Below are 24,849 nucleotides of genomic sequence, written 5' to 3'. Positions count from 1 at the left end.
GCGCCTCGCGGCGGATGTCGCAACGATCAGCACGCGTTCCGTGGAGGGCGGGACCTACGGCGTATCGAGGACTTCATCGATCAGGCTGATGCCGCCCGTCGAGCTCGCCGAGTGCATCAGGTCCTGAATCCACTTCGGGTTCAGTTGCGGAGCCTCCGGATCTTCGAACGTGAAGCGGAGCGGAATCGAGGGGTGCAGCCAGATCGTGGAACGTCCGGCCCGCTCACCCTCGGGATGCCGCCAGGACAGTGTGAAGCTCTCGTTGCGACGGAGCTTCGTGGCGATGACGACCTTCAGGTGTGCGAGTGCACGGTCTTCGATATGGATCTCGTCGCCGTTGCCGTACTGGATCGTTCCCATATCAGAACACTATCCGGACCCGGCAGTGGCCGACGGGTGGGTGACCGCGCGAGAGCGGCGAGAGCATTCCGATGTATCGCGCTAGGCGGTGATATGTTACTAGGCATACGGTTTCCTGGTGGATTCAAGGCGGGTCGCACCAGGTCGAAGACGGCGCAGGTGGCCGACTCCCCGCCAGCGGCCACCTGCGCTTCCCACCTCGCGCGGGGTCTCGGAGCACCCTGGAGGAGCACAGTATGAGCAGCTCGCCCGACATCGCAATGGCCACGCCGGCGTGGCAGCACGACTATCCGTACACCACGAAGCTCTCGCGAACGGCGTACGAACGCGAGAAGCGGTTGCTGCAGATCGAGCTCCTCAAGCTCCAAGCCCACATCAAGCAGTCGTCGGAGCGCGTGCTCATTCTCTTCGAAGGGCGCGATGCCGCGGGGAAGGGCGGCGCGATCAAGCGGTTCATGGAGCACCTGAATCCACGGGGCGCGCGGGTCGTCGCGCTCGACAAACCCACGGATACCGAGCGGACGCAGTGGTACTTCCAGCGGTATGTCGCGCATCTTCCGTCCGGTGGCGAGATCGTGCTGATGGACCGATCCTGGTACAACAGAGCCGGGGTCGAACGGGTCATGGGCTACTGCTCGTCCGTCGAGTACGACGAGTTCATGCAGACGGCGCCGGAATTCGAGCGGATGCTGGTCGGCTCCGGCATCCGGCTCATCAAGCTCTGGTTCTCGGTAGGGGAGGCAGAGCAGCGGCGCCGCTTCACGCGTCGCAGCGAGGATCCGGTCAAGCAGTGGAAGCTCAGCCCCACCGACCTCGCGAGCGTCGATCGTTGGGCTGACTACACGGCGGCGAAGGAGGCGATGTTCTTCCACACGGACACGCCGGCTCACCCGTGGATCGTCATCAAGTCGAACGACAAGAAGCGCGCGCGGCTCGAAGCGATGCGATGCGTCCTCGCGCGCTTCGACTATCCGGGCAAGGACCCGATGATCGCCCATGCTCCGGACGCGCGGCTCGTCGGTCGCCCTTCGCAGATCTACGACGAAGGCGAGACGCCGAACTAGAGCGCGGGAAGTCGAAATGCGACGTCATGCGGGAATGCCGGGGGCGCGACCCGCGGTTGTGTTCGACATGACTCGTATCGGCACCAGTGACCTTGATGTCCTCCCGCTCGCGCTCGGCGGCAATGTGTTCGGCTGGACGGCCGATCGCGACGCCTCCTTCGCGGTTCTCGACGCTTTCGTGGACGGGGGCGGCGACTTCATCGACACCGCCGATTCCTACAGCTCCTGGGTGCCCGGCAACGAGGGCGGGGAGAGCGAGACGATCGTGGGGGAGTGGCTGGCCTCCCGCAAGCCTTCCGGAGTCGTCGTCGCGACCAAGGTGAGCCAGCACCCGCAGTTCCGCGGACTCGCCGCGTCGAACGTGCGCAGGGCCGCCGAGGCCTCGCTCGCCCGCCTGGGCGTCGAGGAGATCGACCTCTATTACGCGCATTTCGATGACGAGAGCGTTCCGCTGGAGGAGACGGTCGGCGCATTCGGTCAGCTCGTGGAAGACGGTCTCGTGCGGCACGTGGCCATCTCGAACTATTCTGCCGAGCGCATCCGGGAATGGGTCGAGATCGCTCATCGCATCGATACAGCGCTGCCCGTGGCGGTGCAGCCGCACTACAACCTCGTGCATCGGAACGACGTCGAAGACACGATCATCCCCGTCGCCGAGGAGTTCGAGCTCGGACTCATCCCGTACTACTCGCTGGCGAGCGGATTCCTGACCGGCAAATACCGGTCCACGGATGCCGAGGGGCAGAGCTCGCCGCGAGCCCAGGGGGCTGCGAAGTACGCCACGCCCGCGGGGCTGCGGATCATCGATGCGCTCGAGGAGATCGGTCATGCCCACGGCGCTTCCGTCGCGGCGACCTCGCTCGCCTGGCTCCGCGCGCAGCCCACGGTGGTCGCGCCGATCGCGAGCGCCCGGACGATCGAGCAGGTCCCCGATCTACTCGCCGGTGCCCGTCTCGAACTCTCTGCCGATGAGGTGCAGACACTCGATCGCGTCTCGGAATGGACCCCCGCGCGAGCGTGACGCCGCGGAGCTAGTCTCCGACCACGCCGAGTCGATGCGCCACGATCACCGCGTGGATGCGATCGCGGGCGCCGAGTTTCGCCAGGACCCGACCGACATGGGTCTTCACCGTGGACTCTCCCACGTACAGCGTCTGGGCGATCTCGGCGTTGGTCAGGCCGCGCCCGATCGCGACGAAGACGTCGCGCTCCCGGTCGGTGAGCGACGCGAGCGCCGCCGTCTCCGCCGCGGCCGGGCCGGAGGAAGGACTCTCGAGCCGAGGGCTCACGTGCTCCAGCAGCATCCTCGTGATCCGCGGAGAGAGTGCGGCGTCGCCGCGGTGCACGGCGCGCACCGCGGAGATCATCTCGTGGCGCTGCGCATCCTTCAGAAGGAAACCGCTCGCACCCGCACGGATCGCGCCGAACGCGTACTCGTCGAGATCGAAGGTGGTCAGCACGAGCACCTTGGTCTGGGGACGATCGCGGATGATCGCTTCGGTGGCGGCGATCCCGTCCAGCTCCGGCATCCGGATGTCCATGAGAACCAGATCGGGGGCGAGGACGGCGCTCTGGGCGATGGCGGCTCTCCCGTCACCGGCCTCTCCGACCACGACGATGTCGTCCTCGGCCTCGAGCACCATCCGGAAGCCGACGCGGATCAGCTCCTGATCGTCGACCAGGAGCACTCGTATCGCCTGTGTCATCGCTTGTTCTCCCTGGTCGCGTCGAACGGAGTGGGGGCGCTTCCCCTCGAGGGGAGCACCGCGCGGAGTATCCATCGCCCGCCATCGGCCGGCGCGGAGCGCAGTGTGCCGTGCACGTGGGCGGCGCGCTCGGACAGTCCGCGCACCCCGAAGCCATCCGATCCGATCTCGCCCGAGATGCCGTCGTTCACGATCTCGATCGTCACCGTCTGGGGCGTGTATTCCAGACGCACCGTGATCGTGCTCGCCGTCGGCGCATGGCGCATGGCGTTCGTGACGCCTTCCTGCACGATGCGTCCGATCGCATGGGCGACAGCGGGGGAGACATCGGACTGTCCGACGACCGTCAGCAGGGCCGGATATCCGGCCCGTTGTGCGGCTTCGACCGTATCGCGGGGCGGCACGGGCTGCAGCGGAGCCAGTGGCAACGGCGACTCGTCGTCTCGGAGCACTCCCAGCATCGACCGCATCTCGGTGAGTGCCGACCTGGCGGTGTCGGCGACCGAGGTCACAGCCTTGCGGGCCTGCTCGCGGTCGGGGGTCGCCGCCGCCCCCTCGGACAGAGCGACGATCACGGTCAGGGAGTGCGAGACGATGTCGTGCATCTCGCGAGCGATGCGGGCGCGCTCAGAGGCGGCGGCGAGCTGGGCCTGTTGATCGCGCTCGATCAGCAGCTGACGGGAGCGGTCGATGACGGCAGCGAGGTAGCGTTTGCGTTCGCCGACGTTCACCCCGACGAGCGTGCCGATCAGGCCGAGAGCGACATAGCTGAGTGCGGTGTCGAGTCCGATCTGCTGAGCCGTCGCACCGGTCAGCGTGGATGAGCGGACGAGCATGAGCAACCCGGTCAGGCTGAGGAACCAGGCGGCACCGATCCCGTAGAACACCCACGCCGTGCGCGATGACTTGTACACCGCCAGGCCGTAGCAGGCGACGAGAAGGAGGACGACGCCACCAGACAGGCCGGTGAACAGGCCGACCGTCCCCAGGACGACCGACGCGATGAAGGGGCCCATCGGTGCCCGTCGGCGCCACAGGAGCGTGCTGCATCCGGCGACGACCATCGTCAGGCTCGCGACATTGAGTGCGATGTACGTGGCTTCGGGCATCGTCGAATTCGAGATGGCCGAGGCCGGAGAGAGCGAGAGGACGAGACAGAGCAGGGTGAGAAGCACGTCGGCGAGGAACGGATGGCGCGCCCAGAACCGCCGGAACAGTCCTGGGGCACGCGGAAGCCGCAGCTCCTCGTCCTCACGGATCGAGTCACTGCGGCTTCGCGTTCTGCTCACAGAGCGACTTTACGCGTCACGGGTGCGCAGCACGCCCCAGGCAGCGAGCGCCCCACCCGCGACCCAGCAGGCGAGGGTCAGGAATGCCACGGGAGCGTCGAGCGCTGCACCGGCGCCGGGCATGATCGCGCTGCGCGCGGCTGCATCCGGGAGGTAGGCAGCGGCCTCCAGGACCCAGGCCCACGCCTCACCGCCGAGGGAGAAGAAGTTCGTCACGATCGGAAGGACGAACAGGACGCCGATGGTCGCGGCGATCGCGCCGGCCCCGGAGCGCAGGATGAACCCGAACGAGACGCCGATCAGGGCGAAGACGGCCATGGACAGGGACGCCACCACGACCGGCAGGATCGACGCCGTAGGATCCGACCAGTCGATTCCCTGATCGCGCGGCGCGACGATGATCGAGACGGCGACCGCGGAGACGAAGAAGATCACCAGCGACGAGACGAACAGGAACAGTGCGAGCACGATCGACTTCGCCGCCAGCACCGAACCGCGGATCGGGTTGGCCGTGAGAGTCGAGCGGATCATTCCCGTCGAGTACTCGCCGGTGACCGAGATCGCGCCGATGATGCCGGCGAGAAGCATGGTGAACTGGATCGGCATGACGACGGCCTGGATCGGGTCGAAGTCCGGCACGTCGACCGCGAAGGCGATGAGCACGGCGATCCCGACGGTGAGGGCGGCGGCGACGCCGATCGACCACCATGTCGAGCGCAGAGTGGCGAGCTTGATCCACTCGCCGCGCAGCGCGCGCACGAACGTCAGCCGTCGACCGGTGTCGACGCGCGGACGCGTGGCGGCGGGAGCCTGTGTCGTGGTCATGAGATCTCCTTGGTGCGGTACTCGACGGAGTCGCCGGTGAGTGCGAGGTAGGCGTCTTCGAGCGAACCGGTCGTCGGTGTGAGCTCGTGCAGCGCGATGCCGCGTTCGGCCGCGAGGTCGCCGATGCGTGCAGCGGGCAGCCCGACGATGTCGAGCAGATCGGGGGCAGAGCTCACGATCTCGACGTCCGGACCGCCGACGGCGGCAGCCAGGTCGGTCGGCCGCGGCGTGCGCACCCGCACGGTGTTCCGCGTCCAGGAGCGCACCAGCTCGGCCAGCGGAGCATCCGCGAGCACTCGGCCTCGGCCCATCACGATGACATGATCGGCGGTCTGCGCCATCTCGCTCATCAGATGGCTCGAGAGGAGCACGGTGCGTCCCTCGGACGCCGCGTGACGGACGAACTGGCGGACCCAGCGGACGCCCTCGGGATCGAGTCCGTTCACGGGCTCATCGAGGATCAGCGTGTGCGGGTCGCCGAGCAGAGCCGACGCGATGCCGAGGCGCTGGCCCATGCCGAGTGAGAAACCTCCCGCGCGCTTGCGGGCCACGGATCCGATGCCCGCGAGGTCGATGACCTCGTCGACGCGGGACGAGGGGATTCCGTGGGTCGCGGCCATCGCGCGGAGGTGGTTGCGTGCGGTGCGGCCGGTGTGGACCGCCTTCGCGTCGAGAAGCACGCCGACCTCGGTGAGCGGTGCGCGGAGCTTGCGGTACTCGCGTCCGGCGATGGTGGCGCGCCCGGACGTCGGGCGGTCGAGGCCGACGATCATCCGCATCGTGGTCGACTTCCCGGCACCGTTGGGGCCGAGGAAGCCGGTGACGCTGCCCGGCTTCACCGTGAACGACACGTCATCGACGGCCGTCTTGTCTCCGAACCTCTTCGTGAGGCCTTCTGCTGTGATCATGGGGTCAACGTTACGGAGCGACCCCGGCGTCGCGCGTCCTCCTCAGGTACACATCTGCGAGCACGACGTCCGACCGGCGACGGATATCCGCGGCTCAGGCCCGCGGACGGGCCCGCACGCGCGAGGCCATCTCATCGGAGGCGAGGATGGCCTCGTCGATGATCTCTCGCGACGCCGGTGCCGTCAGCCAGTCGTGACTCAACGAGGCGGGGACCAGCAGCGGCATCCGATCGTGCAGATCCACGAGGTGCGCGGGGGCCGGGCGCATCACGATCGAGTAGCACGTGAACCACTCACCGTCGGCGGTGCGGCCACGTTGCGTGACCGCCGCCATGCCGAACAGGGTGCCGTCGTCGATGATGAACTCGTTCCACTGCCGCGACGGCTTCTGCATCTCGTACCAGCTCGTCGCGGGGACGATCGCGCGCGCCTTGGCCCCGCCCGGACGCTCCTGCAGACGCTCGGAGCGGGTGTTGATGGACGGGAACTTCGCGGGCTCGCCGTTCACCAGGAAGCCCCACCACGCAGGTTCCAGGGTCGGTGCGGCATCGGGCTGCACGACCAGGGGATTGAGGTTTCTCAGGTTCTTGCCGGTCGGGCGGACGGTCTCGCCCGCGTTCTCCTGTGCCCACGCACGCAGGCCCTCGAGGACCGCGTCGTCGGCCGCGGCGAGGAGTTCCGCATCGGTGAACCGGGGATCGAGACCATAGCTCGCGCACATGCCGCCAGCGTAGCCCCGGGGGCCGACATCCGTCCCGCGCGGGAGGCCGCAGCCACTCGGATAGGGTCGACAGGTGCCAGAGCCCCGTCGTCTTCCTGCCCCCGTCGCCCTGGGCGGAGCTGTGGCGATCGGCGTCATGACAGCGGTCCAGGCGCGGATCAACGGCGTGCTCGGTGTGCGCGTCGACGACGGGATCGTCGCCGGACTCATCTCCTTCTCCGTCGGACTCGTGGCACTGGCGATCGTGATCTCGTGCCTCCCGTCGGCCCGTCGAGGAGCAGCGCGGCTGTGGAGCGGTATCCGACAGCACACGATTCCGTTCTGGATGCTCCTCGGTGGCGCCTGCGGCGCGCTCACGGTGTCCACGCAGGGGATCACCGCCGGAGTGCTCGGCGTCTCGCTTTTCACCGTCGGGGTTGTGGCCGGGCAGACCCTGCACGGCCTGGTGCTCGATCGGATCGGGTTCGGTCCGGCCGGCGTCGTCGCGGTCACTCCGGGCCGCGTCCTCGGCGGCCTGCTCGCGCTCGCCGCCGTCGGCATCTCGCTCTCGGGCGACGTGCTGGCTTCCGCGCCGTTGTGGATGCTGCTGCTGCCGTTCGCGGCCGGTGTCGGCATCGCGTGGCAGGCGGCGACCAACGGGCGTCTCGCGCAGCGGGTGCGATCCCCGCTCGCCGCGACCCTGATGAGCTTCATCGCCGGCACCGTGGTCCTCGCGCTGGCGACAGGCGTGAGCGTCGCGTTCCGCGGTGCGCCCGATGCGTTGCCCGTCGAACCCTGGCTCTACTTCGGCGGCTTCCTCGGCGCCGCCTACATCCTCCTCGGCGCGTTCATCGTGGCGCAGACCGGCGTGCTGCTGATGGGGCTGGGATCCGTGCTCGGGCAGCTGGTGACCTCGGTCGTCATCGACCTCATGTGGCCGCCTGCGGCAGGGCCCGCGCTCTGGCAGGTGCTCGCGATGGTCGTCGTCGCGGTGGCGTCGGTCGTCGTCGCCGTGCCGTGGCGTCGACGGCGCTGACGACCTACTTCTTCGCCTTCTTCGCGCCGGCCTTGGGCATGCGGGTGACGAGCTTGCGTGCGTCCACGGCTTTGCGACGGCCCGGCTTCTTCCCCTCGGGCTTCGCGCCCACGTAGAGCCAGCCGAGGAGTTCCTCGTTCTTGCCGAGACCATGGGCCTTCGCGACGGCCTTGGTGCGCGTGTGATGGCCGGTGCGCCAGATGACACCCCACCCGGCCTCGTCGAGGAGCAGGCTCAGCGTGTGCGCGACACCGGACGCGACGGCCTCCTGCTCCCATCGCGGTACCTTCTCGCTCTTCTGGTAGCTGGCGACGACGGCGATGAGCAGCGGTGCGCGCAGCGGCTTCGACGACGGCGAGGAATCGCCCTGCGCCTTGGCGATGGCAGCGCCGAGCACCTCGCGATCGGCGCCGCGCAGTTCGATCAGCCGCCACGGGCGCAGCGACGAGTGATCGGCGACGCGGCCGGCCGCGGCGACGAGCGTGAGCAATTCATCGCGGGTGGGCGCCGTGTCTCCGACCTTCGACCAGGACTGACGTGAGCGGACGGCGTCGAGGGCACTCACGAGGCGTCGGGGGTGAAGTTCAGCGCGATCGAGTTCATGCAGTAGCGGTCCCCGGTCGGAGTCCCGAACCCGTCGGGGAAGACATGGCCCAGGTGCGAGCCGCAGTTGGCGCATCGCACCTCGGTGCGCACCATCCCGAGGCTGTCGTCTTCGATCAGCTCGACCGCGTCGGGGCGGACCGACTCGTAGAAGCTCGGCCATCCGCATCCGGAATCGAACTTCGTCCCGCTCTTGAAGAGCTCGGCGTCGCACGCACCGCAGGTGTAGAGCCCCGCGCGCTCCTCGTCGAGCAGTTCACCGGTCCAGGCCCGTTCGGTCGCGGCCTGACGCAGCACGGCGTACTGCTCCTCACCGAGCTCCTCGCGCCATTCGTCTTCGGTCTTGTCCACGCTGTACGACATGTGTCCTCCTGAGTCGCCTCCATTCTCCCTCGTGCGACGAGGTCACGGGTGCTCCGGGTCAGAATGGACGGATGACGGATGCTGTGCAGGAGCGCTACGCACGATTCGCCCGTGACGAGGCGCCAGGCCGCAGCGCGCTCTACGCGGAGTGGGCGGCCGGGGTGGCAGCCGACGGCGAGGTGCGAGACATCCTGCAGCGGATCCCCGAGACGCGGAGGCAGCCGCCCCTCGTGTTCGCCGTGACGCGCATGCTCGGCGCCACGTCGTCCGGCTATCCGGTCTGGCGTCGCTTCGTGATCCGGAACGCGGAGGCCGTGGTCGCGGAGTGCGCGAACCGGAGCCTGCAGACGAACGAGCCGCTCCGACTCGCTGCGCTGCTTCCGGGGCTGTCCGAGATCGAGGGGCCGATCGCGCTGCTCGAGCTCGGGGCGTCTGCCGGGCTCTGCCTCTATCCCGACCGGTACTCGTATCGGTTCGTGGGCGAGGACGGCTCCCTTCGCCTCGCGGTCGATCCCGTGGACGGCCCGTCGACCGTCGTGCTGGAGAGTCGAGTGATCGGCCCGCTGCCGCCGCTGCGGATCCCCGAGGTCGTGTGGAGGGCCGGCATCGATCTGGCACCGCTCGATGCCGCGGACGAACAGGATCGACGGTGGCTGCGCGGCCTCGTGTGGCCGGGGGAGACCGGGCGCGAAGAGCGTATCGATGCCGCTCTCGACATCGCGGCGTCGGATCCGCCTCTTCTCGTGGCGGGCGACGCCCTCGCGCACCTCGAGGCCGTCGCCGCCGCAGCGCCGCAGGACGCCACGCTCGTGGTCACGACTCCCGGCGTTCTGGTGCACATTCCGCGAGCGGAGCGGAGCGCGCTCGTCGAGAGGATCATGCGCCTCCAGGCTCGTTGGATCACGATCGATCCGCCGGGTGCGCTCGATGTCTGGGAGCCGGCGGTTGATGCGAACGGCGGGGAGGGGTTCGTCGTCGCGATCGACGGACGTGTGCGTTCCGCAGCGGATCCGCTCGGGCGCTGGTGGGAGTGGCGCGCGGCCGTCCCGCCGGATGCGTCCTAACCTGGATCCATGCTCGGAGACCTCACGGAGCGCGATCGCGCGATCCTCGCCCTGGAGGCCGCATGGCCGCGCCACGGCGGGGCGAAGGAAGAGGTCATCCGGGTCCAGCTCGGCATGAGCGCCGCCCGCTACTACCAGCTCCTCGGGCGGCTAATCGAGTCGGACGTCGCGCTGGAGTACGACCCGATGCTGGTGCGCAGGCTGCGCCGGATCCGCGACACGCGAGCACGGAGGCGGTCGGCGCGCACGCCGGGTTTCGTCGGCTGAGACCGTCGGGTCGAGCCGAGGCGGTGGTTCCGCCCGCGCCGCGGAACGGATTGACAGGAACGTGCCGCTAGCATCGAGGGGTGTCCAAGCCCTCCCGTGATCGCTTCGATGACGTTCCCCGTTCCTCCGGACGTGTCGGAGCGCACCGCGCCGAAGCCCCGGGAATGAACGGCTGGGTCGTGCTCCTGTGGTCGTTCGTCGCCGCACTCGTGCTCATCATCGCCGGAATCTTCGGCTCGCTCGTCGTCATGGGGCGCATCTCGCTCTTCCCCGAGACGGCGCCGAGCGTCGTGCCGACGCCGGTGGAGACCGGGGTGGTCGACACCAACTACTCCGTCATGATCCTGAATGCGACGCCCGAGGAGGGCCTCGACGCCCAGATGAGCGACACCCTCGTCAACAACGGCTGGGCCGCTGACACCGTCTTCGCGAGCGACAGCGAGAGCGAGGACTTCGCCACGACGACGGTGTACTACGTCGATGCCGAGGACGAACTCGCCGCGATCGGCCTCGCTGGCGTGATCGGCGGTGCGGAAGTGCGCCAGAGCGACTTCTACGCCGAGCTCAACGACACCGGAGCCAAGCAGCTGACGATCGTGATCGGCCTCGACCGAACCGCGTCAGCGCCCGAGACGTCGGATGAGGCTCCCGCCTCCTGACGACGGTGTGCGCCGCGTGTCGGGCGGCTTGCACTCGAAGGTGTCGAGTGCCAGAATGGCGTTAGCACTCTCATACTCTGAGTGCTAAACCCAACGTCTACGTCCAGGAGGGACGAAAAAACTCATGGCAAAGATCATTGCTTTCGATGAGGAGGCCCGCCGCGGCCTCGAGCGCGGCCTCAACATCCTGGCCGACGCGGTCAAGGTGACCCTCGGCCCGCGCGGTCGCAACGTCGTCCTCGAGAAGAAGTGGGGCGCCCCCACGATCACGAACGACGGTGTCTCCATCGCCAAGGAGATCGAGCTGGACGACCCGTACGAGAAGATCGGCGCGGAGCTCGTCAAGGAGGTCGCCAAGAAGACCGACGACGTCGCGGGCGATGGCACCACCACCGCCACGGTGCTCGCTCAGGCACTGGTCCGCGAGGGTCTGCGCAACGTCGCAGCCGGCGCCGACCCGATCTCGCTCAAGCGCGGCATCGAGAAGGCCGTCGCCGCGATCACCGAGGAGCTGCTCGCCAGCGCCAAGGAGATCGACTCGAAGGAGCAGATCGCCGCCACGGCATCCATCTCCGCTGCTGACCCCGCGATCGGCGAGCTCATCGCCGAGGCGATCGACAAGGTCGGCAAGGAAGGTGTCGTCACCGTCGAGGAGTCGCAGACGTTCGGCACCGAGCTGGAGCTCACCGAGGGCATGCGCTTCGACAAGGGCTACCTGAACCCGTACTTCGTCACGGACCCGGAGCGCCAGGAAGCCGTCTTCGAGGACCCGTACATCCTCATCGCGAACCAGAAGGTCTCGAACATCAAGGACCTTCTGCCCATCGTCGACAAGGTGATCCAGGACGGCAAGGAGCTCGTCATTATCGCCGAGGACGTCGAGGGTGAAGCCCTCGCGACGCTCGTGCTGAACAAGCTCAAGGGCATCTTCAAGTCGGTCGCCGTCAAGGCTCCCGGCTTCGGCGACCGTCGCAAGGCGCAGCTGCAGGACATCGCGATCCTCACCGGTGGTCAGGTCATCACCGAAGAGGTCGGCCTCAAGCTGGAGAACGCCACGCTCGACCTGCTGGGTCGTGCACGCAAGGTGATCGTCACCAAGGACGAGACCACGATCGTCGAGGGTGCCGGCGAGGCAGACCAGATCGAGGGTCGCGTCACGCAGATCCGTCGCGAGATCGAGAACACCGACAGCGACTACGACCGCGAGAAGCTGCAGGAGCGCCTGGCGAAGCTCGCCGGTGGCGTCGCCGTCATCAAGGCCGGCGCAGCGACCGAAGTCGAGCTCAAGGAGCGCAAGCACCGCATCGAGGACGCCGTTCGCAACGCGAAAGCAGCCGTCGAGGAGGGCATCGTCCCCGGTGGTGGCGTCGCGCTGATCCAGTCCGGCACGAAGGCCCTCGACAGCCTGTCGCTGACGGGTGACGAGGCGACCGGCGCGAACATCGTGCGCGTCGCGATCGAAGCTCCGCTCAAGCAGATCGCGCTGAACGCCGGTCTCGAGCCGGGCGTCGTCGCGAACAAGGTCTCCGAGCTCCCCGCCGGTCAGGGCCTCAACGCGGCCACGGGCGAGTACGTCGACATGTTCGGCGCAGGCATCATCGACCCGGCCAAGGTGACCCGCTCGGCGCTGCAGAACGCAGCCTCGATCGCGGCTCTCTTCCTCACCACCGAGGTCGTCGTGGCTGACAAGCCCGAGAAGGCTGCTGCTCCCATGGGTGACCCGTCGGGTGGCATGGACTTCTGATCCAGCCCTCATGAAAGAACGCCCCCGGCTTCGGCCGGGGGCGTTCTGCGTTCCGCGGGCCGAGGATCACATCTCGGAGACCAGGGACCGCTCAGCGGAACAGACTGGCCGAGTACTGATCGGCGTCGGCGTACTGGGAGGCGACCGAGCCGAGTGAGGTGCCGATCGAGTCGAGCACCTGCTCGACGTGGAGCTGGGCACCCTGCCACTGCTCGGCGCAGTTCTGGAAGGCATTGGACGCGGTGCCGACCCAGGACGACTGCAGCTGCCGGAGCTGGGCCATGAGCGTCGCCGACTCGCTCTGGAGCCGCTCGATGGTGGCGCGCGTGGCGCCGTGGGCCGCCTGAACGGCTTCGGTGTCGACGGTGAAGACAGACATGGAACTCCTTCTGTTGTGGAGTTTCGACGCTAGGCTCACGATCGACCCGGCACCCGGTTCTTCTTCACCGTCCGCCGGTCTCTGTGCAGAACCGGCGAGGCCTAGCAGTCGTGCAGGGCGCTCAGGGCAGCTCGAGCCGATCGAGCGGCTGCGTGTCCTCGAGAAGGTGCGCGGGCGTGGCGCGCGCAGGCGCCAGCGGGAGGGTCACCGTGAAAGTCGCTCCCCCACCGGGTGTCTCCGAGACGTCGACGCCACCGTGCAGGGCCTTCATGATCGATGCGACGATCGCGAGACCGAGTCCCGACCCCCCGGTCTCCCGGGCGCGCGAGGTGTCGGCGCGCCAGAAGCGTTCGAAGATCTGCTCACGGATCTGCGGGGGGATGCCCTCACCATGATCGACGATCGAAATGCTCCCGGTGCCGCTGACCCGATCCGAATCGACGACGATCTCGATCGGCCCGTCTTCGGGGGAGAAGCGGCGTGCGTTGCCCAGAAGGTTGGTGACGACCTGTCGCACCTTGTTCTCCTCACCGAGCACGATCGGCGGGGTGCGGACGGGGAGGTCGGGCACTTCGGTGAAGTCGATGGCCGGAGCCTCCTCCTGCGACTGCCGGGGGCGTCGACGAAGCCGCGAGAGGGGCGTGCGTGACAGGCCGCGCGGGGCGGGCGGAGTCGGCGGCTCCTGCGGAGCGCTCTCTCGCAGGGGGATCGTGGCCTTGTTGGATGCGGTGCGGTCGATGACAGTCACCGTCCGTCCAGGGGCTGCGGCCCGCAGATCGAGGGCGGCGTCCCGCGCGATCGGTCGCAGATCGAGCGGGATGATCTCGGGCTCGCGTTCTTCGTCGAGGCGGGCGAGCGCCAGGAGGTCTTCCACCAGGACGCCCATTCGGATGGCTTCCTTCTCGATGCGCTCCATCGCCCGCGCCGTGTCCTCCTCGCCCTTGATCGCGCCCATCCGGTAGAGCTCCGCATAACCGCGAACGCTCACCAGCGGCGTGCGCAGCTCGTGGCTCGCGTCGCCGATGAATCGCCGCATGTGCTGCACGGTGCGATCGCGCTGCGCGAGGGAACGGTCGACACGATCGAGCATGGTGTTGATCGCGGTGTTCAGGCGGCCGACCTCCGTGGTGGGCTCGAGGTCGGTCAGTCGCTGGCGGAAGTCGCCGGCTGCGATCGACATCGCCGTGGCTTCGACCTGCCCGAGTCGTCGGAAGGTGAGAGTGACGAGTCCCCGTGTCAGCAGAGCGGCGATCAGGATCGTGATCAGGGCGATCGTGATGTAGATCCCGAAGTACTGACTGATGATGCGATCCGCCGGAGCCAGGGGCAGCGCGACCATCTGGACCCGCAGGATACCGCCGTCCGAGTTCACCACGGCGACGGCGGCGTGGAACACCTCGCCGTCCGCGCCCGGCAGCTCGAGGATCTTGTCGGCGCTGGCGTTCGCCTCCGCGAGCGAGTACTCGGGTGGGAACAGCGGCGCCTTGCTCGAGGTGCCTCGTGCGGTCGCGCGGAGCGCGCCCGCGGCATCGTAGATCGCGAAGGAGAAGTCCCGAGGCTGCTCCTCGCGGGGCGTGTACGTCGTGACGCCGTCGACGGTGTCGGTGTCGAAGTAGCGCTCGGCGAGGTCGCTCGACACCAGCGCGGGGAGCTGCGCGTCGATGTTCTCGACGAGGGCGGAGCGCAGGATCGGCACGGTGCCGATTCCTGCGACGAGAAGGCCGAGAGCCAGCACGGCCACGGTGACCCCCGTGACCTTCGCCCGCAGGCTGATGCGACGCCACCAGCTGGTGACCGCATCGGGCTTGTGCGCCATGCGGTCCTCCCTGATACGGCGATCACGCCGTGCGGCGGCGTGCGTGGTGATGCGCTGGTCGTCAGACCGTCTTGCCGACCTTCAGCATGTAGCCGAAGCCGCGCTTGGTCTGGATGAGCGACTCCTCCGTGTGCGGGTCGATCTTGCGACGCAGGTAGGAGATGTAGCTCTCGACGATGCCCGCATCGCCGTTGAAGTCGTACTCCCACACGTGGTCGAGGATCTGTGCCTTCGACAGCACGCGGTTCGGATTGAGCATCAGGTACCGCAGCAGTTTGAACTCGGTCGGACTCAGCTCGATCGGCTCCTTGCCCACGTGGACGTCATGCGTGTCCTGGTCCATGGAGAGTTCGCCGGCACGGATGATCGACTCCTCGTCGGCCTGCATCGTGCGGCGGAGGATCGCCTGCGCTCTGGCGACGATCTCGTCGAGGCTGAACGGCTTCGTGACATAGTCGTCGCCGCCGGCGTTGAGGCCCTCGATCTTGTCCTCGGTGCCGTCCTTCGCCGTCAGGAACAGGATCGGAGCAGTGAACCCGGCGCCGCGAAGGCGCTTGGTCACGCTGAACCCGTTCATGTCCGGGAGCATGACGTCCAGGATGATGAGGTCCGGCTCCTCTTCGAGGACGGCCGAGATCGTGGCGGCGCCGTTGGCGACCGTCTTCACCTGGAATCCGGCGAAGCTGAGACCCGTGGAGAGCAGGTCGCGGATGTTGGGTTCGTCATCGACGACCAGGATGCGCGGAGCAGTCATGTCCCCATTATGGTGACTCCGGCCATGTGGATGCTGACTATTGTGCGGAACGGCGCGGAGACGCCTCCTTCACGGCGCGTCGCGGTGGCTCGGTGGGCTCCGGAGATCGACGTCGTCCCGTGGTCGGATGCGCCGCACAGGTCGAGCGGGGAGGATCGATGCATGAGTTCGAACGAGGACGACATCGCCGCCCCCGCATCCGCCTCCTTGCTGGAGCCTTCGCCGCCTGCAGAGCACCTCGCCTACCACCGCCTGGCGCGGCTGAGGCCGCGGTATCGCTGGTGGCGGATGCTGCTGACGGGGCTCGTCGGCGTCGCGCTCTACATCGCCATCCTGATGCTGATCATCGTGCCGCTGATCGTCCTGTCGATGTTCGTCCCCGGCCTGGGCGCCGAGATGCAGGTCCTCCTCGCGACGCTGCAGTACTTCGATCTCGATCGGCCGTGGCTCCTCGTCGCGATGGTGCTTCCGCTGATCCTGATGATCCCCGCACTGCTGCTGGCATCGCGCATCATCGAAGGGCCCGGGGTGGGACTGCTGTCTTCCGTCACGGGGCGCCTGCGGATGGCCTGGCTCGGCAAGAGCCTGCTGCTGGGGGCCGCGGTGTTCGCGGTCTACTACGCGGTCGTGTTCGGCTGGTCGGCTCTCACAGGTGACGCGATCGTCGTGGACTTCACGCATCCGGGAATCTGGGTCATGGTGCTGCTCGTGCTGGTGCTGATCCCCTTCCAGGCCGCTGCCGAGGAGTACGTCTTCCGCGGGTACCTGATGCAACTCGTCGGCGGATGGCTGCGCCATCCGGCATTCGCGATCCTGCTTCCCGTGCCACTGTTCGTGCTCGGCCACGGGTATGACGTCTGGGGAGCGGCCAGCGTGGGCATGTTCGCGATCGTCGCCGCTTGGCTGACGTGGCGGACCGGCGGGCTCGAGGCGGCCATCTCCCTGCACATCGTCAACAACGTGCTCATCTTCCTGCTCGGCTCCGTGGCGCTGGTCGACGCCAACGCCACCTCGGGAACTCCCGTCGACCTGCTCGCGTCAGGGCTCGCGATGATCGTGTACGCCGTGCTGGCCGATCGCTGGGCAGGGAAGCTCGGGATCGCGCGGACGGCGGGCATCGCGCCTCGCGCGGCATCCTTCACCGCCGGCCGGAACGGAACCCATCAGTTGGATCGCGTTCTGCGCGGCTGAGCCGCTCGGCGTCGATCGTCGTGCGGTCAGGCGGCGATCGCGTCGGAGTCCATGATCGTGTAGCTGTACCCCTGCTCGGCCAGGAAGCGCTGGCGATTCTGGGCGTAGTCCTGGTCGATCGTGTCGCGCGCGACGAGCGTGTAGAAGCTCGCGGTGTGTCCCGACTGCTTCGGGCGGAGAAGACGGCCCAGGCGCTGCGCCTCCTCTTGGCGCGAACCGAAGGATCCGGACACCTGGATGGCGACCGAGGCCTCCGGCAGATCGATCGAGAAGTTCGCCACCTTCGAGACCACGAGCAGCGAGATGTCGCCTTCTCGGAACGCGCGGTACAGCTCCTCACGCTCGTCGACAGGGGTCGCGCCGGTGATCTGGGGCGCGTTCAGCGCCTCGGACAGCGACTCGAGTTGATCGAGATACTGTCCGATCACGAGGATGCGCTCGCCCTCGTGCTTCGCGATGAGCTCGCGTACGGCCTGGACCTTGGCGGGCGCGGACGCTGCCAGCCGATACCGCTCGTCGTCCGTCGCTGCGGCGTACTCGAGCCGGTCGCTCGGCGGAAGATCGACGCGCACCTCGTAGCAGGCGGCGGGGGAGATGAATCCCTGCGCTTCGATCTGCTTCCAGGGAGCATCGAAGCGCTTGGGGCCGATGAGGCTGAAGACGTCGCCCTCGCGTCCGTCCTCGCGCACGAGGGTCGCCGTGAGGCCGATCCGGCGGCGGGCCTGCAGGTCGGCGGTGAGCTTGAAGACCGGAGCCGGCAGCAGGTGGACCTCGTCGTAGACGATGAGCCCCCAGTCGAGCGCGTCGAGCAGCGCCAGGTGCGCATACTCGCCCTTACGCTTCGCGGTCAGGATCTGATACGTCGCGATCGTCACCGGCTTGACCTCCTTGGCCTGGCCGGAGTACTCGCCGATCTCCTCGGCGGTCAGACTGGTGCGCTTGAGCAGCTCGTCGCGCCACTGCCGAGCCGAGACGGTGTTCGTGACGAGGATCAGTGTCGTGGTCTTGGTCGCCGCCATCGCGCCGGCGCCGACGATCGTCTTGCCCGCCCCACAGGGAAGCACCACGACGCCCGAGCCGTCCTTCGAGAACGCGTCGACCGCATCCTGCTGGTACGGCCGGATGTGCCAGCCGTCCTCGGCGAGGTCGATCTCGTGCGGAGTGCCCGGGGTATACCCGGCGAGGTCTTCGGCGGGCCACCCGATCTTCAGAAGCTCCTGTTTGATCTGTCCTCGGGCCCAGGCGTCGACGACGAACGTCTCCGGAGTGGGGTGCCCGATGAGCAGCGGCTGGATGCGCTTGTTGTTCGCGACCTGCGCCAGCACGGCAGGGTCGGACGAGCGCAGGATCAGAGTTCCCTCGTCATCGCGTTCGATGACCAGACGCCCGTAGCGGTTCACCGTCTCGCGCAGATCGACCGACACCGAGGGTGGAACGGGGAAGCGCGACCAGCGGTCGAGCGTCTCGAGCATGTCCTCGGCGGTGTGGCCTGCGGCCCGCGCGTTCCACAGGCCGAGCCGAGTGATCCGGTACGTGTGGATGTGTTCGGGCGCACGCTCCAGCTCGGCGAAGATCGCGAGTTCGTGGCGGGCGCTCTCGGCGTCGGCATGGGCGACTTCGAGCAGCACGGTGCGATCGCTCTGGACGATCAGGGGGCCATCAGACATAGCTCACCAGTTTACCGCTCGCGGAGCGCACCGGGCCTACGGCGCGACGATCGTCGCGGCGAGGATGCTGGACACCGGGAGCGTCCGTTCCACATCGGCCGCGCGGTCGCGTCCACGGAGTCTGCCACCGCCGATGCCGGTCGCTTCGAGCAGCAGCTCTCTCTTCGAGCCGTCCGGCATGCCGACGGTGACCTGCAGGACGGACTTCGCACGCACAGCCGCCTCGAGCTCGCGGTCGAGCCATGCGGCGTCGGCATCCGGCCCCTGGTGAGAACGGAGGCGCGCGATCAGCGGCATCACGTCTGTGGACTCGATACTGGGCATCGGAGCCGGAGGCGCGGGGTGGCGCTCTCGCACGAGGAGGGTGCCGTCCGCGCCGACGAGAGTCGCCGGGTACCGTGCGTCGGTGAGCGCCCAGTACACCGTCTCGCGGCTGACGCGGGTGGTGAGCGACTCGACGTGATTGGTGAGGGCGAGGGGGCGCAGCGATTGGTCGACCGCCATCGCGTCGATGATGTGGGGGTCGGAGCTCTCGATCCGTGTGCGCCCCGTCTCCTCATCGGTCGAGACGCGGACCAGGCCGTGTCGTTGCGCGGTCTGCGAGATCAGATAGCCGAGGGGCTGGGGAATGCCCGTGAGCGAGACGGTCGTCAGGAAGTCGAGGATCGACTGCTCCGTCTCGCCCGCGACGAAGGCATGTGCCACGGATTCGGAGGTGAAACGGTACGACGATGCCTGGGCGGCGGATTCGCGGGCAGCGATCGCGCGCAGCCGTACATCCAATGCGGGCTCCAGTGGTCCGGGGGCGATCGCCGTGAGGTCGTTCTGCAGGAAGATGCGGTCGACCTCGGCGGGCAGCAGTCGAACCAGCTCAGCGGGATCGGCGGGGCCTCCCCGGCGCAGACCTGCGGCCCAGTCGGGTTCGGTCCCGTCCTCTGCGATCAGTCCGAGCAGGCGAGCGGACTCCTGCAGGGCGCCGGAGCGCTCCGCCCACGCCGGATCCCAGGGGTGCGCGGAGGGCCATGCCTCGGGAGGGATCCATCCGCCGGTCTCCGAACGGATACCGCGAGGGAGGGCGTCACGGAAGGCTGTCGCCAGCAGCGCCCATCGGTCGGCGGCGGAGGAGCGCAGCCAGTCCTCTGCCGTCTGGCTCGACCGCAATCGGCGGTCCGCGGCGACGGCGAGGCCGGCCTGGAGAGCGATCGCGGCGAGAGCGTCGACGATGTCCACCGGTACGCCCGCGTCGGCGAGCTGGCGCTTCTCGCCGGCGCTGATCCCGCCCCCGGTGAGCAGCGCGAACGGGCTCTCCCTGGCGATGAGGAGCAGGTCGGCCAGCACGGCCACTGTCGTGAAGGCACGCTCGGCTGCATGCGCCGATGCGGTCTCCGAAGACCGGGGCGCCGGCTCCGGCGCGGGAGCGGCGGATGCGGAGCGTCCCGCGAGCGCGGTCACCACCGGCGGATAGGGTGTTCCGTCCGGACGCAGGAGAGCGAGTGCCGTCAACCGCTCCTCCTCGGGCCCGGCTCCGTGGCCGGATGCCGCCGCGAGCAGCGCCATCGCCTCGGACGCGGTCAGCGTCGGAAGCACTCGAGTCAACGACGCCGGGTCGAGCAGAGCCTCCGCGGCATCGAAGAAGTCCTGCCATGGGGCATCCGCTCGTACGCCTCGGGCGCCGAGAAGGAGGCGGAGGTCGTCATCGCTCGCCGCCGCCAGCCAATCCGCCAGCGGTCGCGCGTGAGTGCTCATGGCCGATGCCTCAGGAACGCGAAGACGCGCGGCCCTTTCGAATGAAACTCATCGTCAGGAGCGCGATGATCATGAGGAAGGCGACCGGCAGCCCCCAGTACGGGATCGCCGCGATGACAGGCCAGGCACCTTCGCCGAAGGCGGCTTGACCCATTCCGAGCGCGGTGCCGATGATGATGGCGAAGAAGCAGACCACGGATGCCGCGGCTATTCCGAGCGCGGTGAACGCCAGGATACGATCCACCCGGCGGATGGGAACCTCCGGTTCGGAATTCTGCGTGCTCATCCGCCTCAGCCTACTCGCACCGTGACCTTCGGTTCCGCGCGCCCCGCGACCGGTAGGCTGGAGACACGCGCATGAGCGCGTCCACTGTTCTGCATTTCGATCCCAGCGAGGTTCTCCCATGCCCACCGGCAAGGTCAGGTTCTACGACGAAGACAAGGGTTTCGGCTTCATCGCCAGCGATGACGGCCAGGACGTCTTCCTGCACGCCTCTGCGATGCCCGCGGGCGCCGCTGTGAAGGCGGGTGCGCGCGTGGAGTTCGGCGTGGCCGACGGGAAGCGCGGCCTGCAGGCGCTTTCGGTGCGCGTGCTCGAAGCGCCGCCCAGCCTCTCCAAGGCCAAGCGCAAGCCGGCCGACGACATGGCGATCATCGTCGAAGACCTCGTGAAGCTCCTCGACGGCATCGGCGGGGATCTGCGCCGTGGGCGCTACCCCTCCTCCGGACACGGCCGCAAGATCGCGGCCGTCCTGCGCAAGGTCGCTGATGACCTCGAAGCCTGACGCCGACGCGCGTCTCCTCGACGCCCACGATCTCGCGCTCGCCGCACTGCACGAGATCACTCCGGCGTCCACCGTCGGACCCGCTGCGGGATACCTCGCGGAAGAGGACGGTTCGGTCTCGCTGCGATTCGAGAACCGGCTCGCCGGCTATCCCGGGTGGTACTGGACCGTGACGGTCGCGCGAGTGGACGACGAAGAGCCGACAGTGCTCGAAGTCGAGCTGCTTCCGGGGGACGGTGCGCTCCTCGCGCCCGAGTGGGTGCCGTGGGCGGAGCGTCTGGCCGAGTACCGGGCGCATCAGCTGGAGCTCACCGAGGCGGCAGCCGCAGCCGATGGCGCGACGAGCGACGCCGATGCTCTCGACGATCTCCTAGACGACGATGACGACGATGACGACGATCTCGACGACGGCGAAGCGGACATCCTGCACGCCGGCGACCTCGACGGCGTGGACATCGACGAGCTCGACGACGACGCGGACGACGACGACGCGGACGACGAGGACGACGAGGACGCGGACGACGAGGACGCGGAAGACGACGACTCGGAAGACGACGACGCCGACGTCCTGGATGCGGACGCCGGCGAGGTCGACGAGGAGGAGTGACCCCGAGCGCTCAGACGCTCAGGTTCTCCAGCACGTAGTCGATCGATCGCGTCAGCTGACGCACGTCGTCCGGCTCGATCGAGACGAACGTCGCCACGCGCAGCTGGTTGCGTCCGAGCTTGCGGTAGGGCTCCGTGTCGACGATGCCGTTCGCCCGCAGGGTCTTCGCGATCGCCGTGGCGTCGATGCTGTCATCGAAGTCGATGGTCGCGACCACGGGGGAGCGGTGCGCGGCTTCGGCGACGAACGGCGTCGCGACGGCAGATGCCTCGGCCCAGTCGTAGAGCACCGAGGAGGATTCCGCCGTCCCGGCCGCAGCCCAGGCGAGACCGCCGTTGTCGAGGATCCATTCGAGCTGGCTGTCCAGCAGCTGCAGCGTCACGAGCGCCGGAGTGTTGAGCGTCTGGTTGAGCCGCGAGTTGTCGACCGCATTCTTCAGGCTCAGGAACTCGGGGATGTAGCGTCCGGATGCCGCGATGCGCTCGATGCGCTCGATCGCGGCGGGTGAGACCGCGGCGAACCACAGGCCTCCGTCCGAGCCGAGGTTCTTCTGCGGCGCGAAGTAATAGACGTCGGCCTGGGCCGCGTCGAACTCGATGCCGCCGGCGGCGCTCGTCGCATCGATGACGGTCAGTGCGCCGTCAGCGGCCACACGCTGGATGGGGGCCGCGACACCGGTCGACGTCTCGTTGTGGGGCCACGCGTACACGTCGACGCCCTCCACGATCTCTGCGACGGTGAGGGAGCCGGGCTCGGCCTTGCGCACGTCGGGTGCCTCGAGCCAGGGAGCGCCGGCGGAAGCGGCGAACTTGCCTCCGAACTCGCCGAACACGAGGTTCTGGCTGCGCTTCTCGATGAGGCCGAAGGCCGCGGCGTCCCAGAAAGCCGTGGATCCGCCGTTGCCCAGGATGATCTCGTACCCCTCCGGCACGCGGAACAGCGCGGCGAGCCGTTCGCGGATGCTGCCGACCAGGTTCTTCACCGGGGCCTGGCGGTGCGAAGTCCCCAGGATCGTCGCCCCCGAGGCGATGAGCGCCTCGAGCTGCGCGGGGCGCACCTTCGAGGGGCCGCAGCCGAAGCGGCCGTCAGTGGGCAGGAGGTCACGGGGAATCTCGATCGCCATGCGTCGATTCTAGGGGGCGCTCCGCATATCGTCCGACCGGCGTCGGCCTGATGTCCGTCCGGGAATGTAGGCTTGCCTAAGAACCTCGGAGGGCCTGCACATGACCGATCTGATCGACACCACGGAGATGTATCTCCGCACCATCCTCGAACTCGAGGAGGAGAACATCGTGCCGCTGCGCGCGCGTATCTCCGAGCGTCTCGGCCACTCCGGTCCGACCGTCTCGCAGACCGTCGGGCGCATGGAGCGTGACGGTCTCGTCATCGTCTCCGAAGACCGCACGCTCGAGCTGACCGAGGCCGGCCGTCGCAAGGCCGTCGACGTGATGCGCAAGCACCGTCTCGCCGAACGCCTGCTGTCCGACGTGATCGGTCTCGACTGGGCGTTCGTGCACGAAGAGGCCTGCCGCTGGGAGCACGTGATGAGCGAGCAGGTGGAGCGTCGTCTGGTCGAATTGCTCGGACACCCCACGGAGTCGCCGTACGGCAACCCGATCCCGGGCCTCGACCAGCTCGGAGATCTGCCGGCCCGCACCTTCGACGAGGGCGTCATCGGTCTCGTCCAGCGTTTGAACGCGGCGGGCGAGCCCGTCGAGGGCACGGTCCGTCGCCTCGCCGAGCCTGCTCAGGTCGACCCCGAGCTGCTCGAGCAGCTGCGCGACGCGGGAGTGGTTCCGGGCGCGCACGGTGACTTCCGGTTCAGCGAGGGCTATGTCCTCATCCAGATGGACGGCAAGGAAGATGGGCTCGAGCTGCCCGTCGAGCTGGCGTCGCACATCTTCCTGGTGGGCGAACCCGCCTGATCCGGTGCGGGATCCGGCGTGCGATCAGCGCACGTCGACGCCCTTCCGGAGGCTTCTGCGACGATTGTCAGTTTCCCAGGGTGACATGATCGTTATCTTCCGGTAACCTCGGTCAGGTCGCCAGCGAAGAAGCCCGCTGGAGATGAATCCGCGAAGATCGCCTTCCAGGCTCGTCGTCTTCACGGCAAGAACGCACAAAGTACCCGAGCTACATTCGTGCCACGAGAGCAGAGTGCCGACGAGCCAGCGCTACCCGAAAGCGCGAGGGCCCAGGAGGACCACGTTTTGGCCGCAGACATCGAACCGCCCGCGAAGAAGACATCTGAAGACCGAGTACCAGCCCGCCGGACAGGCGCGCGAGTGAATGCTCGAACGGCCGTCAAGCCACTCCGATCCATCGCCATCTTCGGGGCCGTCGGTGCACTGGTCGCAGGCATCGCCCTCCCGGCGTTCGCCTCGTCGAAGCCGTCCGAGGCCGCTCCCACGACGCTGCAGCAGCTGGCCGCGGTCGATGCGCAGTCGCTGGTCGTCGCCTCGCAGGCGACCGCCGCCCCGTTGAGCCGGGGCACGTTCAGCGCCACGACGCCCGAGGAGATCGCGAAGAAGAAGGCCGAAGAGGCTGCGGCTGCACGTGCTGCCGCTGCCGCCGCGACCACGGCGTCGACGTCGTCCCGTTTCAACACCGCGGGGTATGCACTCACCTCACCGGGCTCCGGTGAGGTCCGTTACCCGCTTCCCATGGGCTCCTGGAACGTCAGCCGCACGGTCGGCGGCGCTCACAACGGCGCTGACATGCTCGCCCCCGCCGGCACCCCGATCTACGCGGCCGCCGCCGGCGTCGTGCGCGCCTCTGCCGAGAGCATCGGTGGCTACGGCGTCTGCGTCATGCTCGACAGTGTCGTCGGTGGACAGCGCGTGCAGACCACGTACGGCCACATGCTGTACAACTCCCGCCAGGTTCAGGTCGGCCAGACCGTCGCCGCCGGACAGCTGATCGGCTATGTCGGCAGCACGGGCCGCTCGACCGCCAACCACCTCCACTTCGAGGTCTGGATCAACGGCGGCCTGGTCGAGCCGATGTCCTGGCTCTCGGTCAACGCCGGCTGATTCCCGGACACGCCTCCGTCCATTCACCCGCCGTTTCGCCCTGCGCTCAGCGAGATGGGTTAGCCTGATCCCGTTGTCGTACAGGTGGGAGAGGCTGATGGAGCGAATACCGAGCATCCGAACCATGGATGCCCTCGGTCGTCACGTCCTTCTGCATAGCCCGCAGGGATGCCACGGCGTTGCCGTGCGCGAAAGGCGCTGTCTTTAGACGGCGCCTTTTTTCATCCCCGCGATCGCTCTGCCTCCTGCACGACCTCGTGTGAGTCGAGAGTGCCGGGAAGCCG

27 protein-coding genes are annotated in these 24,849 nt (G+C 68.1%); 12 read left to right on the top strand and 15 right to left on the bottom strand.

Translation table 11 applies throughout. The annotated features are described in order from the left end of the window. Nucleotides 1-54 precede the first annotated feature (54 nt). A complete protein-coding gene (locus tag CQ042_RS11025) occupies nt 55-360 on the bottom strand; it encodes a hypothetical protein (protein WP_105670531.1) in 306 nt (101 codons plus the stop codon). A 185-nt stretch (nt 361-545) separates the two neighbouring features. Here CQ042_RS11025 and ppk2 point away from each other — a divergent pair, with 185 nt between their 5' ends. Next, nucleotides 546-1,424, top strand: coding sequence for a polyphosphate kinase 2 (ppk2, locus tag CQ042_RS11020; RefSeq protein ID WP_374954468.1), 879 nt, complete (start codon nt 546-548; stop codon nt 1,422-1,424). Nucleotides 1,425-1,491: 67 nt separating this feature from the next. Continuing rightward, nucleotides 1,492-2,445 carry an aldo/keto reductase gene (locus CQ042_RS11015; protein WP_105670619.1) on the top strand — a complete coding sequence of 318 codons (954 nt, stop codon included), beginning with the start codon at nt 1,492-1,494 and terminating at the stop codon, nt 2,443-2,445. Between the two features lie 10 nt (nt 2,446-2,455). On the opposite strand, the gene CQ042_RS11010 is transcribed toward CQ042_RS11015, so the two are convergent. The 5 genes from CQ042_RS11010 to CQ042_RS10990 form a co-directional block, all read right to left on the bottom strand. Continuing rightward, complete coding sequence (locus tag CQ042_RS11010; RefSeq protein WP_105670529.1) at nt 2,456-3,130, bottom strand: response regulator transcription factor; 675 nt, start codon at nt 3,128-3,130, stop codon at nt 2,456-2,458. After that, the gene (locus tag CQ042_RS11005; protein ID WP_105670528.1) at nt 3,127-4,419 is read right to left on the bottom strand and encodes a sensor histidine kinase; all 1,293 of its coding nucleotides are present in this window, start codon (nt 4,417-4,419) and stop codon (nt 3,127-3,129) included. The genes CQ042_RS11010 and CQ042_RS11005 overlap by 4 nt, the downstream gene beginning before the upstream one ends. 9 nt (nt 4,420-4,428) lie before the next feature. Further along, the gene (locus tag CQ042_RS11000) at nt 4,429-5,244 is read right to left on the bottom strand and encodes an ABC transporter permease (protein WP_105670527.1); all 816 of its coding nucleotides are present in this window, start codon (nt 5,242-5,244) and stop codon (nt 4,429-4,431) included. Then, nucleotides 5,241-6,152 (bottom strand): ABC transporter ATP-binding protein, encoded by a 912-nt coding sequence (locus tag CQ042_RS10995; RefSeq protein ID WP_105670526.1) that lies wholly within the window; start codon nt 6,150-6,152, stop codon nt 5,241-5,243. Before CQ042_RS10995 ends, CQ042_RS11000 begins: the two co-directional genes overlap by 4 nt. Before the next feature lie 94 nt (nt 6,153-6,246). Then, nucleotides 6,247-6,873, bottom strand: coding sequence for an SOS response-associated peptidase family protein (locus tag CQ042_RS10990; protein WP_105670525.1), 627 nt, complete (start codon nt 6,871-6,873; stop codon nt 6,247-6,249). Nucleotides 6,874-6,946: 73 nt separating this feature from the next. On the opposite strand from CQ042_RS10990, the gene CQ042_RS10985 reads away from it, so the two are divergent. Continuing rightward, on the top strand, nt 6,947-7,888 hold the full coding sequence (locus tag CQ042_RS10985) for a DMT family transporter (protein WP_105670524.1): 942 nt from the start codon (nt 6,947-6,949) through the stop codon (nt 7,886-7,888). A 4-nt stretch (nt 7,889-7,892) separates the two neighbouring features. Here CQ042_RS10985 and CQ042_RS10980 read toward each other — a convergent pair whose 3' ends face one another. Both CQ042_RS10980 and msrB read right to left on the bottom strand, forming a co-directional pair. Beyond that, nucleotides 7,893-8,453, bottom strand: coding sequence for a nitroreductase family protein (locus CQ042_RS10980; RefSeq protein WP_105670523.1), 561 nt, complete (start codon nt 8,451-8,453; stop codon nt 7,893-7,895). Continuing rightward, the gene (gene msrB / locus CQ042_RS10975; protein WP_105670522.1) at nt 8,450-8,854 is read right to left on the bottom strand and encodes a peptide-methionine (R)-S-oxide reductase MsrB; all 405 of its coding nucleotides are present in this window, start codon (nt 8,852-8,854) and stop codon (nt 8,450-8,452) included. Before msrB ends, CQ042_RS10980 begins: the two co-directional genes overlap by 4 nt. Before the next feature lie 71 nt (nt 8,855-8,925). Between msrB and CQ042_RS10970 the strand changes: the two genes are divergently transcribed. The 4 genes from CQ042_RS10970 (at nt 8,926) to groL (ending at nt 12,588) form a co-directional block, all read left to right on the top strand. Next, a complete protein-coding gene (locus tag CQ042_RS10970; protein WP_105670521.1) occupies nt 8,926-9,918 on the top strand; it encodes a DUF2332 domain-containing protein in 993 nt (330 codons plus the stop codon). 9 nt (nt 9,919-9,927) lie between these two features. Continuing rightward, the gene (locus CQ042_RS10965; RefSeq protein ID WP_105670520.1) at nt 9,928-10,185 is read left to right on the top strand and encodes a DUF3263 domain-containing protein; all 258 of its coding nucleotides are present in this window, start codon (nt 9,928-9,930) and stop codon (nt 10,183-10,185) included. An 80-nt stretch (nt 10,186-10,265) separates the two neighbouring features. Next, nucleotides 10,266-10,844, top strand: a complete 579-nt coding sequence (locus CQ042_RS10960) for a LytR C-terminal domain-containing protein (protein ID WP_308736981.1) — start codon at nt 10,266-10,268, stop codon at nt 10,842-10,844. Between the two features lie 124 nt (nt 10,845-10,968). Next, nucleotides 10,969-12,588, top strand: a complete 1,620-nt coding sequence (groL, locus tag CQ042_RS10955; RefSeq protein ID WP_105670519.1) for a chaperonin GroEL — start codon at nt 10,969-10,971, stop codon at nt 12,586-12,588. Nucleotides 12,589-12,679: 91 nt separating this feature from the next. Here the strand turns inward: groL and CQ042_RS10950 are convergent, their stop codons facing one another. From CQ042_RS10950 to CQ042_RS10940, 3 genes are all read right to left on the bottom strand, one after another. Then, entirely contained in the window at nt 12,680-12,967 is a 288-nt protein-coding gene (locus tag CQ042_RS10950; RefSeq protein ID WP_105670518.1) for a WXG100 family type VII secretion target, read from the bottom strand. Between the two features lie 121 nt (nt 12,968-13,088). Then, the gene (locus CQ042_RS10945; RefSeq protein WP_105670517.1) at nt 13,089-14,783 is read right to left on the bottom strand and encodes a cell wall metabolism sensor histidine kinase WalK; all 1,695 of its coding nucleotides are present in this window, start codon (nt 14,781-14,783) and stop codon (nt 13,089-13,091) included. A 61-nt stretch (nt 14,784-14,844) separates the two neighbouring features. Continuing rightward, nucleotides 14,845-15,537 (bottom strand): response regulator transcription factor, encoded by a 693-nt coding sequence (locus tag CQ042_RS10940; RefSeq protein ID WP_021199050.1) that lies wholly within the window; start codon nt 15,535-15,537, stop codon nt 14,845-14,847. 162 nt (nt 15,538-15,699) lie between these two features. Between CQ042_RS10940 and CQ042_RS10935 the strand changes: the two genes are divergently transcribed. Beyond that, nucleotides 15,700-16,728, top strand: a complete 1,029-nt coding sequence (locus CQ042_RS10935) for a CPBP family intramembrane glutamic endopeptidase (protein WP_181157538.1) — start codon at nt 15,700-15,702, stop codon at nt 16,726-16,728. Between the two features lie 26 nt (nt 16,729-16,754). Here CQ042_RS10935 and CQ042_RS10930 read toward each other — a convergent pair whose 3' ends face one another. Genes CQ042_RS10930 through CQ042_RS10920 form a run of 3 tightly spaced genes read right to left on the bottom strand, consistent with a single transcriptional unit; the run spans nt 16,755 to nt 20,427 of the window. Further along, nucleotides 16,755-18,395: a DNA repair helicase XPB gene (locus CQ042_RS10930; RefSeq protein WP_105670515.1), complete on the bottom strand. Its 1,641-nt coding sequence runs from the start codon at nt 18,393-18,395 to the stop codon at nt 16,755-16,757. Between the two features lie 36 nt (nt 18,396-18,431). Beyond that, nucleotides 18,432-20,141, bottom strand: coding sequence for a helicase-associated domain-containing protein (locus tag CQ042_RS10925; RefSeq protein WP_105670514.1), 1,710 nt, complete (start codon nt 20,139-20,141; stop codon nt 18,432-18,434). A 10-nt stretch (nt 20,142-20,151) separates the two neighbouring features. Then, the gene (locus tag CQ042_RS10920) at nt 20,152-20,427 is read right to left on the bottom strand and encodes a multidrug ABC transporter ATPase (protein ID WP_105670513.1); all 276 of its coding nucleotides are present in this window, start codon (nt 20,425-20,427) and stop codon (nt 20,152-20,154) included. Nucleotides 20,428-20,545: 118 nt separating this feature from the next. Between CQ042_RS10920 and CQ042_RS10915 the strand changes: the two genes are divergently transcribed. Together CQ042_RS10915 and CQ042_RS10910 are read left to right on the top strand one after the other, a co-directional pair. Beyond that, nucleotides 20,546-20,926, top strand: a complete 381-nt coding sequence (locus CQ042_RS10915) for a cold-shock protein (protein WP_047522525.1) — start codon at nt 20,546-20,548, stop codon at nt 20,924-20,926. Continuing rightward, nucleotides 20,910-21,533 carry a DUF3027 domain-containing protein gene (locus tag CQ042_RS10910; protein ID WP_105670512.1) on the top strand — a complete coding sequence of 208 codons (624 nt, stop codon included), beginning with the start codon at nt 20,910-20,912 and terminating at the stop codon, nt 21,531-21,533. Before CQ042_RS10915 ends, CQ042_RS10910 begins: the two co-directional genes overlap by 17 nt. A 10-nt stretch (nt 21,534-21,543) precedes the next feature. On the opposite strand, the gene serC is transcribed toward CQ042_RS10910, so the two are convergent. Further along, a complete protein-coding gene (gene serC, locus CQ042_RS10905) occupies nt 21,544-22,656 on the bottom strand; it encodes a phosphoserine transaminase (RefSeq protein ID WP_105670511.1) in 1,113 nt (370 codons plus the stop codon). A gap of 100 nt (nt 22,657-22,756) precedes the next feature. Here serC and CQ042_RS10900 point away from each other — a divergent pair, with 100 nt between their 5' ends. Together CQ042_RS10900 and CQ042_RS10895 are read left to right on the top strand one after the other, a co-directional pair. After that, nucleotides 22,757-23,458 carry a metal-dependent transcriptional regulator gene (locus CQ042_RS10900; RefSeq protein ID WP_105670510.1) on the top strand — a complete coding sequence of 234 codons (702 nt, stop codon included), beginning with the start codon at nt 22,757-22,759 and terminating at the stop codon, nt 23,456-23,458. A 360-nt stretch (nt 23,459-23,818) separates the two neighbouring features. Beyond that, a complete protein-coding gene (locus CQ042_RS10895; RefSeq protein ID WP_105670509.1) occupies nt 23,819-24,565 on the top strand; it encodes a M23 family metallopeptidase in 747 nt (248 codons plus the stop codon). Nucleotides 24,566-24,849: the final 284 nt, after the last annotated feature.

Source organism: Microbacterium sp. MYb62 (assembly GCF_002979475.1).
Taxonomy (GTDB): Bacteria; Actinomycetota; Actinomycetes; order Actinomycetales; family Microbacteriaceae; genus Microbacterium.
This window is presented reverse-complemented; position numbering and strand designations above follow the sequence as displayed.